The 13,742-nt window shown below is 70.3% G+C and carries 11 protein-coding genes, 1 tRNA gene and 1 pseudogene; 10 read left to right on the top strand and 3 right to left on the bottom strand.

Features of this window, described 5'->3' with window-relative positions; genetic code table 11:
- Nucleotides 1-300 precede the first annotated feature (300 nt).
- From ACFY1P_RS01980 to ACFY1P_RS01965, 4 genes and pseudogenes are all read left to right on the top strand, one after another.
- Nucleotides 301-897 (top strand): M48 family metallopeptidase, encoded by a 597-nt coding sequence (locus ACFY1P_RS01980; RefSeq protein ID WP_361527135.1) that lies wholly within the window; start codon nucleotides 301-303, stop codon nucleotides 895-897.
- Nucleotides 898-1,013: 116 nt separating this feature from the next.
- Nucleotides 1,014-2,791, top strand: a pseudogene (locus tag ACFY1P_RS01975) (TerD family protein).
- A 17-nt stretch (nucleotides 2,792-2,808) separates the two neighbouring features.
- The gene (locus ACFY1P_RS01970; protein ID WP_361527161.1) at nucleotides 2,809-3,492 is read left to right on the top strand and encodes an AIM24 family protein; all 684 of its coding nucleotides are present in this window, start codon (nucleotides 2,809-2,811) and stop codon (nucleotides 3,490-3,492) included.
- Nucleotides 3,493-3,509: 17 nt separating this feature from the next.
- Complete coding sequence (locus ACFY1P_RS01965; RefSeq protein ID WP_361527131.1) at nucleotides 3,510-4,271, top strand: AIM24 family protein; 762 nt, start codon at nucleotides 3,510-3,512, stop codon at nucleotides 4,269-4,271.
- A gap of 74 nt (nucleotides 4,272-4,345) precedes the next feature.
- Here ACFY1P_RS01965 and ACFY1P_RS01960 read toward each other — a convergent pair whose 3' ends face one another.
- Together ACFY1P_RS01960 and ACFY1P_RS01955 are read right to left on the bottom strand one after the other, a co-directional pair.
- Entirely contained in the window at nucleotides 4,346-4,870 is a 525-nt protein-coding gene (locus ACFY1P_RS01960) for an NUDIX hydrolase (protein ID WP_390749351.1), read from the bottom strand.
- Nucleotides 4,867-6,318, bottom strand: coding sequence for a zinc-dependent metalloprotease (locus tag ACFY1P_RS01955; protein ID WP_361527127.1), 1,452 nt, complete (start codon nucleotides 6,316-6,318; stop codon nucleotides 4,867-4,869). Before ACFY1P_RS01955 ends, ACFY1P_RS01960 begins: the two co-directional genes overlap by 4 nt.
- A 195-nt stretch (nucleotides 6,319-6,513) precedes the next feature.
- Here ACFY1P_RS01955 and ACFY1P_RS01950 point away from each other — a divergent pair, with 195 nt between their 5' ends.
- The 4 genes from ACFY1P_RS01950 (at nucleotide 6,514) to ACFY1P_RS01935 (ending at nucleotide 9,873) form a co-directional block, all read left to right on the top strand.
- Entirely contained in the window at nucleotides 6,514-7,641 is a 1,128-nt protein-coding gene (locus ACFY1P_RS01950) for an SDR family oxidoreductase (RefSeq protein WP_361527125.1), read from the top strand.
- A 127-nt stretch (nucleotides 7,642-7,768) separates the two neighbouring features.
- Entirely contained in the window at nucleotides 7,769-8,236 is a 468-nt protein-coding gene (locus ACFY1P_RS01945) for a molybdenum cofactor biosynthesis protein MoaE (protein ID WP_390749350.1), read from the top strand.
- 242 nt (nucleotides 8,237-8,478) lie between these two features.
- Complete coding sequence (locus ACFY1P_RS01940) at nucleotides 8,479-8,658, top strand: hypothetical protein (protein ID WP_116215901.1); 180 nt, start codon at nucleotides 8,479-8,481, stop codon at nucleotides 8,656-8,658.
- A gap of 123 nt (nucleotides 8,659-8,781) precedes the next feature.
- A complete protein-coding gene (locus tag ACFY1P_RS01935) occupies nucleotides 8,782-9,873 on the top strand; it encodes a PDZ domain-containing protein (protein WP_361527120.1) in 1,092 nt (363 codons plus the stop codon).
- 102 nt (nucleotides 9,874-9,975) lie between these two features.
- Here ACFY1P_RS01935 and ACFY1P_RS01930 read toward each other — a convergent pair whose 3' ends face one another.
- On the bottom strand, nucleotides 9,976-10,566 hold the full coding sequence (locus tag ACFY1P_RS01930; protein WP_390749349.1) for a PPA1309 family protein: 591 nt from the start codon (nucleotides 10,564-10,566) through the stop codon (nucleotides 9,976-9,978).
- A gap of 145 nt (nucleotides 10,567-10,711) precedes the next feature.
- Here ACFY1P_RS01930 and ACFY1P_RS01925 point away from each other — a divergent pair, with 145 nt between their 5' ends.
- Nucleotides 10,712-13,588 (top strand): UPF0182 family protein, encoded by a 2,877-nt coding sequence (locus tag ACFY1P_RS01925; protein ID WP_361527157.1) that lies wholly within the window; start codon nucleotides 10,712-10,714, stop codon nucleotides 13,586-13,588.
- Between the two features lie 54 nt (nucleotides 13,589-13,642).
- Nucleotides 13,643-13,716 (top strand) — tRNA-Met (locus tag ACFY1P_RS01920).
- Nucleotides 13,717-13,742: the final 26 nt, after the last annotated feature.

Raw genomic sequence — 13,742 nt, 5'->3', positions numbered from 1 at the left:
GTCGCTCAAGGCCACCCCGGGCCCCCGTGGCCCTCCGCGCGGGGCCGCCGCCCGCCGCGGCCCCGCCCACGGCGCCGTCTCGCGTCGCTTCCGCACCCGTCTCCGCGCCCGTCGTTGCGTTCGTCCGCATGGTCTTCCCCCTCCGTCGGCCTCCAGAATGGGCCGCCGGGCGGTGGGCCGTGCGAAGTTATCCACAGGAGCGGGGTGATTGTCGTACAAGCCGTGCACTCTCCGGTGTCTTTCCCCCGACAAGGAGCGATGGGCGGGACTTCACGCGCCGCCAGCGGGTAACGTCGGGGCGTGCCCGTCGATCCTCTGCACAGTGCCGCAAGACCACCGCGCAGCATTCCGAGCCCGCTCACCGGCGGACCGGAGACCAGTGCGGTCGAGGTCAGACGGAGCGCGCGCCGCCGGAGAACGGTCTCCGCGTACCGCGAGGGCGACCGTACGGTGGTGCTGATCCCCGCCCGGATGTCTGAGGCGGAGGAGCAGCGCTGGGTGACGGTGATGCTCGACAAGCTCGCCGCCCAGGAGAGCAAGCGGGTGCTCGGCGACGCCGAGCTCGCCGACCGGGCGGGGCGGCTCTCGGCGCAGTATCTCGGTGGCCGGGCTCGGCCGGAGACGGTCCGCTGGGTGACGAACCAGAACACCCGATGGGGTTCCTGCACCCCGGCCGAGGGCAGCATCCGCCTCTCGCACCGTTTGCAGGGCATGCCGGAGTACGTCGTGGATTATGTGCTGCTCCATGAGTTGGCACATCTGCTCGTCCCCGGCCACGGGCCCGGATTCTGGCGGCTCCTGGAGGCATATCCGCGGACCGAGCGCGCCCGTGGATACCTCGAAGGTGTGGTCGCCGCCGACCGGTTGCCCCATCTTCCCGCGGCGCGCAGCGAATAGCGCGGACGGCGTTCGGGGTCCGGGCGCGAACGGCCCGGAGCCGTAAGGGCCGGGCCGAGCCGTTAGCCTGACGCGACGCATTCATCACACGTTCGGATGGGGGACGGTCGTTACGCATGGCCAGGGAATTCCAGCGCGGCCACAAGGCCAAGATCAGTGACCTGACGGCGGGGACCGATCTGTACGTGGGTGTGCAGATCGCCGGTCCCGGTCTGACCTTCGACATCAGCTGCTTCGGCCTCGACGCCCAGGAGCGGCTGTCCGACGACCGGTACTTCGTCTTCTTCAACCAGCCGGCGTCGCCCGAGGGCGCGATTTCGCAACTCGGCGCACAGGCCGGTGACACGGAATCCTTCCGCGTCACCCTCGACCGGATTCCCGCGCAGGTGCGGAAGCTGAGTTTCACGGCCACCATCGACGGCGCCGGGCAGATGTCCCAGATCGGCCCCGGCTATCTCCGTGTCGTCGCGGGCGGCGAGGAAGTCGCGCGCTACTCCTTCACCGGTGCGGAATTCAGCACCGAACGCGCGGTCATGCTCGGCGACTTCTATATGAAGGACGTCTGGCGGTTCGCCGCCGTGGGCCAGGGCTTCGACGGCGGACTGGAAGCGCTCCTCAGGAACTTCGGCGGCGAGGTGCTGGAGGAGGAGCCCGAGCCCGCCCCGGCGGCGCCCCAGGCGGCCGCCCCCGCCTTCGCGCCCCCGGCACAGGCCACCGCGCCCCCCGCCTTCGCCCCTCCGGCCCAGCAGGCATCCGCCCAGCAGGCATCCGCCCAGCAGGCCCCGGCCCCGCAGGGCCCGGCCCCGAGCGTGCCGCAGGCGCCCTTCCAGACCCCGCCGCCTCCGGCGCCCGCGCCCGCGTACCGGCAGCAGACCCCGCCGCCCCACCAGGGCTTCCCGCCTCCGCCGGGCAGCACCCCGCCGCCGACGCCCCAGCAGATGCACGCGGCACCCACGCTCGCCGCGCCGATCGCCCCGCCCGGATACTTCGCGGAGCACGGAAGCGGGCACGGAAGCGGGCACAGCGGCGGCCACGCCGGCCAGCTCCCGCCGCCGCCCGGTCCCCCGGGCGTACCCGGCCAGCACGCTCCCCACGGCCTGCCGCCCGGCGGGTACGGCTATCCCGGCCCGCCGCAGCAGCCCTACGGCGGCCCGCCGCAGGCGCCGCACCAGGGCGCGCCCTACCCCGGCCAGCCCGCGCCGTACGCCCAGGGCGTGCCCGGCGCCGCCGCGTCGGGCGGGGTCCAGGCGGCTCTCGAGAAGTACCGCGAAGTGCCCACCGGTCAGCGGTGGACGCTCCAGAACCCCAAGCTCATCCGCGTCGACCTCGGTGTCGACCAGCAGCCCGTGCTCGCCCGGCAGGGCAGCATGGTGCTCTACCAGGGCAAGGTCGACTTCGGTTACAAGGGCGCGGGCTTCGCCGGGCGCATCATGGGCGGCGTCACGGGCCAGGAGATGCAGCTGATGCGCTGCACGGCCGCGGACAGGTGTTCCTGGCCGAGAACGCCTCCCACGTGCACCCCATCGAGCTCCAGGGCGACGCCATCTGCGTCTCCGCGGACTCGGTGCTCGCCTTCGACGAGTCGCTCCAGCACGAGGTCCGCCGGATCGAGGGCCACGGCATCCCCGGCGGCGCCCTGTTCACCATGCAGTTCCAGGGCCACGGCACCGTCGTCGTCAAGACCCACGGTGTTCCCGTGGTGCTGCCGGTCACCCCCACGACGTACGCGGACAGCAACGCCATCGTCGCCTGGTCCGCCGCCGCACAGGTGATCATTTCCAGCCAGGTGCGGCTGCGCCGCAACGCCTACCCGGGCCACAGTGGCGAGACCGTGAATCTCCAATTCCGCGGCGCGCCCGGCAATTTCATCGTCGTCCAGCCCTACGAGGTCTGAGGGAGCCCGAAATGACCATGAACCAGACCCCGTTCGCGGGCTACGCCCCGACCCCCGCCGCGGCACGCATGGAGAACCACGGCAGCAGCATGCTGAAGGTCGCCATGCGGTCCGGCCAGGACCTGTTCGCCCGGACGGGCTCGATGATCGCGTACGAGGGCTACGTCCAGTACGAGGCGAACCCGCCCGCCCTCCGGCAGATGGCCTCCCAGTGGCTCACCGGAGAGGGCATGCCGCTGATGAAGTGCCACGGCGACGGGCTGCTCTACCTCGCCGACTACGGCGCGAACGTCGTCTGCCTCCAGCTCGACGGCGACTCGCTCTCCGTCAACGGCACCAACATCCTCGCCTTCGACGCCCACTTGCAGTGGGGCGTGCAGCGGGTGAAGGGGATGGCGAAGTTCGCCGGTCAGGGCCTGTTCAACGTGGCCATCTCCGGCACCGGGTGGGTGGCGCTCACCTCCCGCGGCACCCCCATCGTCGTCGACTGCGGCCGCGGGGACGACGAGACCTATGTGGACCCGGACGCGCTCGTCGCCTGGTCCACCGGCCTCAAGATGAAGGGGAAGCGCAGCTTCAAGGCCTCCTCCATGATCGGCCGGGGCAGCGGGGAAGCCTATCAACTGGGCTTCTCGGGCCAGGGATTCGTGGTCGTACAGCCCAGCGAGGACAGCACCGACCGGCTCCGGGCGCGGGGCTGAGGGGAAGCGAAGACAGCATGCAGAGCCCGCTTTTCGGCCACACCGAAGCACAGACGCAGGAGCGCTACGCCCTGCAGAACCCGCAGTTGCTGCGGGTCTCCCTCACCGGCCACGACGACGTCCTCGCCCGGAAGGGCTCCATGGTCGCCTACCAGGGCATGATGGAGTTCGACGGCGAATACCAGTCCCGCGGTCAGCGCACCACTCAGGCGCACACGGGCGAGGGCCTGGACCTGATGCGCTGCTCGGGGCAGGGCACGGTCTACTTCGCCAACCTCGCCCAGCACATCCATGTGGTCGACGTGGACCACAACGGCCTCACCGTCGACAGCGCCTACGTCCTCGCGCTGGACTCCACCCTGCACTGGGACACCATCGCGGTGGACAGCCAGTTCGGGATCTCCGGCACCGGCGCGTACAACCTCGTCATCAGCGGACAGGGCAAGGTCGCCCTGATGACCTCCGGCCAGCCGCTGATGCTCCAGGTCACCCCGGACAAGTACGTCAACGCCGACGCGGACGCCGTCGTCGCCTGGTCGACCTCCCTGGTCGTCCAGATGCAGGCGCCCACCTCCTCGTCGAGCGTCTGGCGGCGCCGGGGCAGCACGGGGGAGGGCTGGGAGCTGAACTTCCAGGGCCATGGCCACGCGCTCGTCCAGCCCAGTGAGCTGCTCCCGCCGCAGGGCGCGGAGATCGGTCAGGGGCTGATGGCGCAGTACGGCATCGGCCAGCAGGGCGCGCACGGCCAGAACCAGGGCAACATCTGGTCCAACCGCTGAGCCCGTCTGCAAGTGGCGGCATGTGTAAGGGGCGGTCGCAAATGGCGACCGCCCCTTACACATGTCTCGGCCCGCTAGGCCAGCCGCGCCAGCGTCCGCTCCAGCAGCTGGACGACCGAGGCGTCCGCGACGGCGGCCACCTCGTCGTACGCGAACCACCGCAGGTCCAGCGACTCGTCGCTGATGGCCGGGGCGGCGCCCTCGGGGACCAGCGCCGCGTACTGCACGTCCAGATGCCAGTGGCAGGGCGCCGGGATCGGGTGCCGGTCGAGCCGCACGGGGCCGCCCGGCAGCAGCGTCAGACCCGCGATGCCGGACTCCTCCGTGGCCTCCCGCAGCGCCGCCTCCGTGAGCGTGCTGTCGCCCGGCTCGCAGTGGCCGCCCATCTGGAGCCACATCCGCAGCTTGCGGTGCAGCGTGAGCAGCACGCGCCCGCCCGCCGGGTCGATCACCAGCGCGCTCGCCGTGATGTGCCCGGCACCGCACGCCTTCCACATGCCGTCCGGGTGCGCGGCGAGGTGGTCCAGATAGAGCCCGCGCAGCTCCTGCTGGTCCTCGTACTCCTTCAGGACGAGGACGGCGTTCTCGTGCAGGCTCACTTCTTGTCGTCGCCCTCGCCGGAACCGTCGGCGGAACCCTCGCCCTCGCCGGGCTCCGTGCCGGAGTCCTTCTTCAGGTCCGGCTTGGCCGAGCCGCCGGCCGCCTCGCCCAGCATCTTGTCGAGCTCGGAGAAGTCCAGGTGCTCGCGGTGGACGAAGCCGTCCGGGTCGTCCAGGTCGGCCGCCGTCGGCAGCATGTCCGGGTGCTCCCAGAGGCCGTCACGGCCCTCCAGACCGCGCGCGTCCGTCAGCGAGGCCCACAGCCGGGAGGCGTCGCGCAGCCGGCGCGGGCGCAGCTCCAGGCCGATCAGCGTGGCGAAGGTCTGCTCCGCCGGACCGCCGGTGGCCCGGCGCCTGCGGAGGGTCTCGCGCAGCGCGCCCGCCGACGGCAGGTGCGGGGCGGCGGCCGCGTGCACGACCGCGTCCACCCAGCCCTCGACCAGCGCGAGGGCCGTCTCCAGACGGGCCAGGGCGGCCTTCTGCTCGGGGGTGTCCTGCGGCTGGAACATGCCCTGCTGGAGGGCGTCCTGCAGCTGCTCGGGGTGCGAGGGGTCGAGCTGGCCGACCACGTCCTCCAGCTTGGAGGTGTCGACCTTGATGCCCCGGGCGTAGCCCTCGACCGCACCGAAGAGGTGCGAGCGCAGCCACGGCACGTGGGCGAACAGACGCTGGTGCGCGGCCTCGCGCAGCGCCAGATACAGCCGCACCTCCTCCTGCGGCACACCGAGGCCCGAGCCGAAGGCCGCGATGTTCACCGGCAGCAGCGCGGCCTTGCCCGCGGGGCCGAGCGGCAGGCCGATGTCGGTGGAACCGACGACCTCGCCCGCGAGCACGCCCACGGCCTGGCCGATCTGCGTGCCGAACATGGCGCCGCCCATGGACCGCATCATGCCGAGCAGCGGGCCCGCCATGGCCTGCATCTCCTCGGGCAGCACATCGCCCATGGCCGCGCCGACGCGCTCGGCGACCGGGTCGACCAGGTCCTTCCACACCGGCAGGGTCGCCTCGACCCACTCGGCGCGGCTCCAGGCCACGGCCGTGCCCGAACCCGACGGCAGCGACGTCACGCCGTCCAGCCAGAGATCCGCCAGGCGCACGGCCTCCTCGACCGCCGCCCGCTCACCGGAGGTGACGCTGGCATCCTTGCCGCCGTCGGCGGTGCCCTGCGCGACGGTCTGCCGGGCGATGTCCTTGGCCATGTCCCAGTTCACCGGGCCGCCCTCGTAGGAGAGCATCTGCCCGAGCTGCTGGAAGGCCGCGCCCAGGTCGTTCGGGTTCAGGGAACCGAACATCGCGGCGAAGGGGTTGTCCCCAGCGCCCGCGGGGCCGCCGAACCCGAACGGATTCGCGGGTCCCTGGCCGCCCTGGCCTTCGCCCTTCTTCTTGCCGTCGCCGCCGTTCTCCGGCTCCTCCGGCGGCAGACCGAATCCGAATGGGGTGTCACTCACGGGTTTCCTCGGCTCGTAGGGCCGCCGGCTCTCAGGACCGGCGGCGAATGCCCGACAACACCACCCAGCGTAGACACCCCCGCCCGTATCCGGGCTTGGTGCTTCGCCGACCCTGGGCCTGCGGCAGGATGGACGTCACCTGGTACGTACGTGTCATGACCCGTACGTACTGAAGACAACCGCTGGAGATGCCCGGTGAGTTCCCCTGACCGAGAAGTTCGCGCAGCGCGAAACGGTTCCGCGCGTGACAGTACGAGCCCGCATGCCCGCCGTCGGCCGGTCGTCGCGGTCACCGGTGCCGCCCGCGGCGTCGGCGCGCTGCTCACGCAGCGGCTCGCCGCCTCCGAGGAGATCAAGCAGGTCGTCGCCATCGACGAGCGCCGGGGCGACGTCTCCGAGGCGCAGTGGCACGTCCTGGACGTACGGGACCCGGTGATCGCCGAGAAGCTGCGCGGCGCCGACGTCGTGGTGCACCTCGCGCTCGACCTCGACCTGGAGGGCGACCCGGCGGCCCGCACCGCCTACAACGTGCGGGGCACCCAGACCGTGCTGACCGCCGCCGCGGCCGCCGGAGTGCACCGCGTGGTGCTGTGCACCTCCGCGATGGTCTACGGCGCGCTGCCGGACAACGACGTGCCGCTCGCCGAGGACGCGGAGCTGCGCGCGACCGCGGAGGCCACGGGTGTGGGCGACCTGCTGGAGATAGAGCGGCTCGCCCGGCGGGCGCCCCGCGCGCACCCCGGGCTGAACGTCACGGTGCTGCGTCCCGCCGTCCTCGTCGGCGGCACCGACACGGCCCTGACGCGTTACTTCGAATCGCCCCGCCTCCTGGTCGTCGCCGGGTCCCGGCCGACGTGGCAGTTCTGCCACGTGGAGGACCTCGTGAGCGCGCTGGAGTTCGCCGCCCTGGAGAAGGCCGAGGGCGAGCTCGCGGTGGGCTGCGACGGCTGGCTGGAACAGGAGGAGGTCGAGGAGCTCACCGGCATCCGGCGCATGGAGCTGCCCTCGGCCGTCGCGCTCGGCGCGGCCTCCCGGCTGCACCGCCTGGGGCTGACGCCCTCCCCGGCGGGCGACCTGGAATACACGATGCACCCGTGGGTCGTCAGCGGCAGCAGGCTGCACGACGCGGGCTGGCGGCCGCGCTGGACGAACGAAGAGGTCCTCGCGGAGCTGCTGGAGGAGGTCGCCGGGCGCCATACGGTCGCGGGCCGCAGGCTCGGCCGCAAGGACGCCACCGCCGCGGGCGCCGCGGGGGCGACCGTGGCACTGCTGGGCACCGCCGCCCTGGTGCGCCGCGCCCGCAAGGCACGCCGCAGGCTGTAGCGCCGCGTGCGGGCCGAGCGGGAGCCCGCGGGGTGCACACCCCGCGTACGGCTGGAGGAGCCTCCAGTGGAGCGCGCACGCGGTCTGTCGAACACCCATGCCCGGGCGCTCGCCCGGGTGCGGCACGATGGACCGTATGGCACCGATCTACGAGCACCCCGGCGAGCTCGCCGCCACCGACCCGATCCGCCTGCTGGCGATCCGCGACACCCCGCTGTCCGTGGACGAGGTCTTCGCGGCCGCCGGCGACGCCGCGGCGGGCGGCACCGCGCTGTTCGTGGGCACGGTGCGTGACCACGACGGCGGTACGGATGTCACCGGACTCGGCTATTCCGCGCATCCGTCCGCGGAGGCGGAGCTGCGCCGGATCGCCGAGAAGGTCGCCGCGGACTTCCCGGTGCGGGCTCTCGCCGCGGTGCACCGGGTCGGCGAGCTGTCGGTGGGCGACCTGGCCGTCGTGGTGGCGGTGTCGTGCCCGCACCGGGCGGAGGCGTTCGAGGCGTGCCGCCGGCTGATCGACGACCTCAAGCGCGAGGTGCCGATCTGGAAGCACCAGACGTTCGCGGACGGGACGGACGAGTGGGTAGGGGCGTAGCGCCGTCGAGCAGGAGCGCTGGGGCACCTCTGGGGGCACCCCCGGACGGAGTCCGGGGGAGGTAGCTCGTAGCGCCGTCGAGCTGGAAGAACTGGTGGCACAGTCCCCTCCCGTCACTCGCGTCAACCCCTCACGGACCGCCCCCGGTTGCGTAACCGGCCCCCTGACGTGAGCGTTGAGGGAACGGACGATTAATCTGCTCATCAGTCAGTCATGGTGGTGCATGGGGCCGGGAGGGTGGCATGGCAGCGCTCGTGTGGTTGCTGATTCCCGTCGCCGCGGTCATCGTCGCCGTCATGTGGGGAAGCTGGGCAGCTTGGGCGGCCCGCAACCGCAAATCCGGCGATGTCGCGGAGCTCGCGGGGTATGCGCGCTTCCGGGAGGCGATGGAGCGCTCGGACACCGGCAGCGGCGTCTCCTAGCGCCGTCCGGAACCGCGCTCGGATGACCCCGGGCGCCCCCGCGCGTGAGGTGCGCCCCGCACTGCTTCCCCGTACGGACCGCCCCGAAGGTGGACTGTCGGACCCGTCCCGTACTGTCGTTCCATGCCCCGCCGCACTGCGACGATGCTCGCCTCCCTCCTGACGCTCATCGCGCTGCTCTGCGTGGGTGTGCTGATCCCCGTGCCGTACGCGGAGATGTCCCCGGGCCCCACGGTCAACACGCTGGGTGAGCACGACGGCGAGCCGGTGCTCCAGATCTCCGGGCACAAGACCTATCCGACCACCGGCAACCTCAACATGACGACGGTCCGGGTGACCGGCTCGCAGTACCGGATGAATCTGGTCGAGGCGATCACCGGCTGGCTCGGGCACGACAATCTGGTGGTCCCCCACAGCACGCTCTACCCCGACGACAAGAGCCCCGACGAGCTCAACCAGGAGACGGCCGAGGAGTTCAGCCAGTCTCAGGAGAGCGCCAAGGTCGCTGCCCTGAAGCAGCTGGACATCCCGGTCGGCAGCCGCGTCGTGGTGTCGTCCGTCGTCAAGGGCAGCCCGGCGGAGGGCAAGCTGCACGCCGGTGACGTGATCAAGTCCGTCGACGGTACGGAGATCAAGCAGCCCGGCGACGTCGCCAAGCTGGTCACCAAGCACCAGCCCGGCGAGAAGGTCACCTTCCTGATCGTCCCGGCCAAGGAAGCGGCCGCGGCGGAGAAGGAGAAGCGGCAGCCCAAGGGTGAGGACACCGTCGCCCTCACCACGACCAAGGCCACCGACGACAAGAGGGCCGTCGTGGGCATCCAGGCCGCGACCGACCACACTTTCCCCTTCCCGATCGACATCAAGCTGGCGGACGTCGGCGGGCCGAGCGCCGGGCTGATGTTCGCCCTCGGGATAGTCGACAAGCTCACCCCGGACGACCTGACCGGTGGGAAGTTCGTCGCCGGTACGGGCACGATCGACGACAACGGCAAGGTCGGGCCGATCGGCGGCGTGGAGATGAAGACGGTGGGTGCGCGCTCCAAGGGCGCTCAGTATTTCCTGACGCCGAAGGACAACTGCGCGGCCGCCGCGAAGGACAAGCCCTCGGGGCTCACCCTGGTCAAGGTCGACACGATGAAGGACGCCCTCGGCGCCCTGCAGAAGATCCGCAAGGGTGACACGGCCGGCCTGACGCAGTGCACGGCGGGCAAGTAGCGGACGCTCCCTCCCGCCGGGCGCTCCGTCCGCCGGACGTGAAGTTCCCTCCCGCCGGACGGACCCGGTGACCGGGCCCGCCCGGCGGCGGAGCCGCGAGGGCTAGTCCTCGAAGGTGGCCGCCAGGGCCTCCGCGAGGCCCGGGACCAGGTCGGCACCGGTGAGGACCTCGGTGGGGGAGTCCTTCTCCCGCAGCCGCACGGCAGACTCGCGGGCGCCGTCGCGCAGCACCGCGACCGTCATCCGGACCTCCTGGCGCTCCGGGTGCGCGGCGACCCACTTGGCGAGCTGCTTCTCGTTCAGCCCGTTGGGCACGGTGCCTTCCGCCGACGGCGGGAGCATCAGGCGCTCCACGGTCAGGGCGCAGCCGGTCACGGCGTCCGGCCAGGCGATGGTGCCGAGGAACTTGTCCAGGGCCGTGCCGGCCGGCACCTCGTCCTGCTCGATCGGGGTGAGCGAGGACTGCGCGGTCTCGTCGAGACCGAGCTGGGAGGCCAGGCCGGGCTCCTGGGCGCGCAGCTTGGCGGTGTCGACCAGGGCGAAGAGCCGGGCGGGCTGATCCCAGCCCAGGGTGGAGGCGTACTCGTCGATCTCGAGCACGGCACGGGTGAGCGGGCTGGCCGCCATGGGGGTATTGGGCAGCGCGGGCTCGGAGGAGTCGGCGGGGTCGGGAATGCTGGAAGTGCTGGACATGCTCAATATCGTGCCCTGAGAGTGACCAAAAATGGGAACTGAGTAAAGCCTCGGTAAGTTGCCACACTGGGCCCTAGGATCGCTGGGCCCTGATCGACAAGCTCCACTGACAGCGAACTTCGAGGTGCGCACCTTGGCTTTCCAGATGCCGGACCGCGGCGGAGGCCCGACAGGGCCACGGATCAGAGTCGGCCGCCCGTCCCGGCGGATCCGGACCCTGCTGATGACGTTGGGCGTACTGGCCGCGCTGGTCATGCTCTTCGTGATGTTCGCCGGGTTCTGGACGGACTGGCTCTGGTACCGCTCGGTGCGGTACTCCTCCGTCTTCACCACCACCCTCGGCACCAAGGTCGGCCTCTTCGCCGTCTTCGGCGTGCTGATGACGCTCGCGGTGGGGATCAACATCTGGCTGGCGCACCGGCTGCGGCCGCCGCTGAGCGCGATGTCGATGGAGCAGCAGAACCTCGACCGCTACCGGATGAGCATCGCGCCGTACAAGAAGTGGGCGCTGCTGGCGGTCTCCACGCTCGTGGGGCTCGTGGCGGGCGCCTCCGCGGCCGGGCAGTGGCGCACCTGGCTCCTGTGGATCAACGGTGTGCCCTTCGGTCAGAAGGACCCGCAGTTCCACAAGGACATCGCCTTCTACACCTTCGACCTGCCGTGGTACCGCTTTCTGCTGAGCTTCGGCTTCGCGGCCGTCGTCCTCTCGCTGATCGCCTCCGCCCTGGTGCACTACCTCTACGGCGGGCTGCGGCTCACCAGCCCCGGCGGCAGGGCCACTTCGGCGGCCACCGGGCATCTTTCCGTGCTGCTCGGTCTTTTCGTGGGCCTGAAGGCCATCGCGTACTGGCTGGACCGCTACGGCCTGGCCGTGAAGTCCAGCGGGCTGAAGTCGACCGACGGCTGGACCGGCCTGCGCTATGTCGACGCCAATGCCTATCTGCCGGCCAAGACGATCCTCTTCATCATCGCGCTGATCTGCGCCGTGCTGTTCTTCGCGACGCTGTGGCGCCGCACCTGGCAGCTGCCGGTCATCGGATTCGGTCTGATGGTGCTCTCCGCGGTGCTGATCGGCGGGCTCTATCCGGCGATCGTGCAGAAGTTCCAGGTCCAGCCCAATGAGCAGGCCAAGGAAGCGCCGTACATCAAGAAGAACATCACGGCGACCCGCGAGGCGTACGGGATCGACGGCACCGATGTGAAGGACTACGCGGGCAAGAGCGACCCGAAGGACAAGGACAAGCTGCGCGCGGCCGTGAACGACACGGCCAGCCTGCGTCTCCTGGACCCGAATATCGTCTCGCCCACGTTCCAGCAGCAACAGCAGGTGCGTGGCTATTACCAGTTCCCGTCCACGCTCGACGTCGACCGCTACAAGAAGGACGGCAAGGAGCAGGACACGGTCATCGGTCTGCGCGAGCTGAACATCAAGGGAATTCCCGAGCGCAACTGGATCAACGACCACTTCAAGTACACCCACGGCTACGGCGCCATCACCGCGAACGGCACCTCCATCACCGGTGAGGGCGAGCCCGACTTCACCGAGAAGAACCTGCCGACCGAGGGCATGCTCAAGAAGTACGAGCAGCGGATCTACTACGGCGAGAAGACCACGCAGTATTCGATCGTGGGCGGCCCCCAGGCAGAGCTGGACTACTCCAGCGACCAGGGCGAGAAGGGCTACACCTATCAGGGCAAGAGCGGTGTGAACCTCTCGAACCCGGTCAACCGCGCCGCCTACGCCGTGGCCTTCGGCGAGCCGAAGATGCTCTACTCCGGCGCCATCGGCAAGAATTCGCGGATTCTCTACAACCGCACGCCCAAGGAGCGCGTCGAGGCGGTCGCCCCCTGGCTGACCATCGACGGCGACGCCTATCCGGCGGTCGTGGACGGCCGTATCCAGTGGATCGTGGACGCGTACACCACGACCAACGGCTATCCGTACGCCTCGCGCACCACGCTCGGTGACACCACGGCGGACTCGCTGACGACCGGACAGCGTTCGGTGGTGGCCCAGCAGAACCAGGTCAACTACATCCGCAATTCCGTCAAGGCGACCGTCGACGCCTACGACGGCACGGTCAGCCTGTACCAGTGGGACACCAAGGACCCGGTGCTGAAGACCTGGATGAAGTCGTTCCCGGGCACGGTGAAGTCCAAGAGCGAGATCAGCTCCGACCTGATGGACCACCTGCGTTATCCGCAGGACCTCTTCAAGGTGCAGCGTGAGCTGCTGACCCGCTATCACGTGACCGACCCCGGCACCTTCTACACCGGCAGCGAGCGCTGGCAGGTGCCGGACGACCCGACCACCAAGGAAGGCAACGCGGTCCCGCCGTACTACCTCAGCATGAAGATGCCGGACCAGCAGAAGCAGACCTTCTCGCTGACGACGACCTTCACGCCGAAGAGCCGGCCGAACCTCGGCGCGTTCATGGCCGTCGACGCCGACGCGAAGAGCCCGGACTACGGCGCCATCAGAGTGCTGAAGCTGCCGTCCGAGACCACGGTCTGGGGTCCGCAGCAGGCGCAGAGCAAATTCAACAGTGACGCCGCCGTCGCCAATGCCATCAACATCTGGAAGAAGGGCGATTCCGAGGTCGAGTACGGCAATCTGCTGACCGTGCCACTGGACGGCGGGCTGCTGTACGTCGAGCCGGTCTATCTGCGCGGCGCGGGCACGAATTACCCGCTGCTCAAGAAGGTGCTGGTGAACTACGGCGACAAGATCGCCTTCAAGGACACCCTCGACGAGGCCCTCGACGAGGTCTTCGGCGGGAAGGCCCCGGACAACGGCACCAAGCAGCCGCCGAGCCAGCCGTCCGGCCAGCCGCCCGCGAACCAGACGGTCAAGCAGGCTGTGAAGGACGCCCAGGACGCCTACGACGCCGGTCAGAAGGCGCTCGGGGACAAGGACTGGGGTGCGTACGGCAAGGCGCAGAAGGACCTGAAGGACGCCCTCGACCGGATCGCCAAGGCGGAGACCGGCGGCTCCGACAAGAACGGCAAGCCGGGCAGCTGACGCCCTTTCGGGAGATCCACCCCGCGCCGTCGTGGTACGGTTGTCACACAACGGCGCGGGGTGGAGCAGCTCGGTAGCTCGCTGGGCTCATAACCCAGAGGTCGCAGGTTCAAATCCTGTCCCCGCTACTCAAAGACAAGGCCCGGAGTCCTCC

This window comes from Streptomyces sp. NPDC001407 (genome assembly GCF_042895325.1).
GTDB lineage: Bacteria > Actinomycetota > Actinomycetes > Streptomycetales > Streptomycetaceae > Streptomyces.
This window is presented reverse-complemented; position numbering and strand designations above follow the sequence as displayed.